Genomic DNA, 568 nt, shown 5'->3' with positions numbered 1-568 from the left:
TCCGATTACGGCACCCAGCTGCGTGAAAAGCAGAAGGTACGCCGCATCTACGGTGTGCTGGAGCGTCAGTTCAGTGGTTATTACAAGGAAGCAGCCAGCCGTAAGGGCGCTACCGGTGAGAATCTGCTGCAGCTGCTCGAGTGCCGTCTGGACAACGTCGTGTACCGCATGGGCTTCGGCTCTACTCGTGCCGAATCGCGTCAGCTGGTCTCGCACAAGTCAATCAGTGTCAACGGTCAGACCGTGAACATTCCGTCTTACCAGGTCAAGGCCGGTGACGTAGTGGCTGTTCGTGAGAAGTGCCGTAACCAGCTGCGTATCGCCCAGGCCCTCGAACTGTGCGCTCAGCGCGGTCGCGTTGAATGGGTCGAAGTAGATGCCGACAAGAAATCCGGTGTTTTCAAGAATGTTCCGGCTCGCAGCGATCTGTCCGCCGACATCAACGAAAACCTGATTGTCGAGCTCTACTCCAAGTAAGGGCTAGAAAATAGGTGTATCCATGCAGAGTTCGGTAAATGAGTTCCTGACCCCCCGCCATATCGATGTGCAGGTGGTCAGTCCGACCCGT

At 56.2% G+C, this 568-nt stretch carries 1 protein-coding gene; it reads left to right on the top strand.

Annotated elements, in window-relative coordinates:
* Nucleotides 1-477 (top strand): 30S ribosomal protein S4 (gene rpsD, locus CXQ97_RS21145; RefSeq protein ID WP_104182385.1); only part of this gene is annotated, 477 nt, incomplete at its 5' end.
* Nucleotides 478-568 lie beyond the last annotated feature (91 nt).

This window comes from Arthrobacter sp. B0490 (assembly GCF_002929355.1).
GTDB lineage: Bacteria > Actinomycetota > Actinomycetes > Actinomycetales > Micrococcaceae > Arthrobacter_D.
Note: the sequence above shows the minus strand (reverse complement) of the source record. Positions and strands in the feature narration are given on the sequence as shown.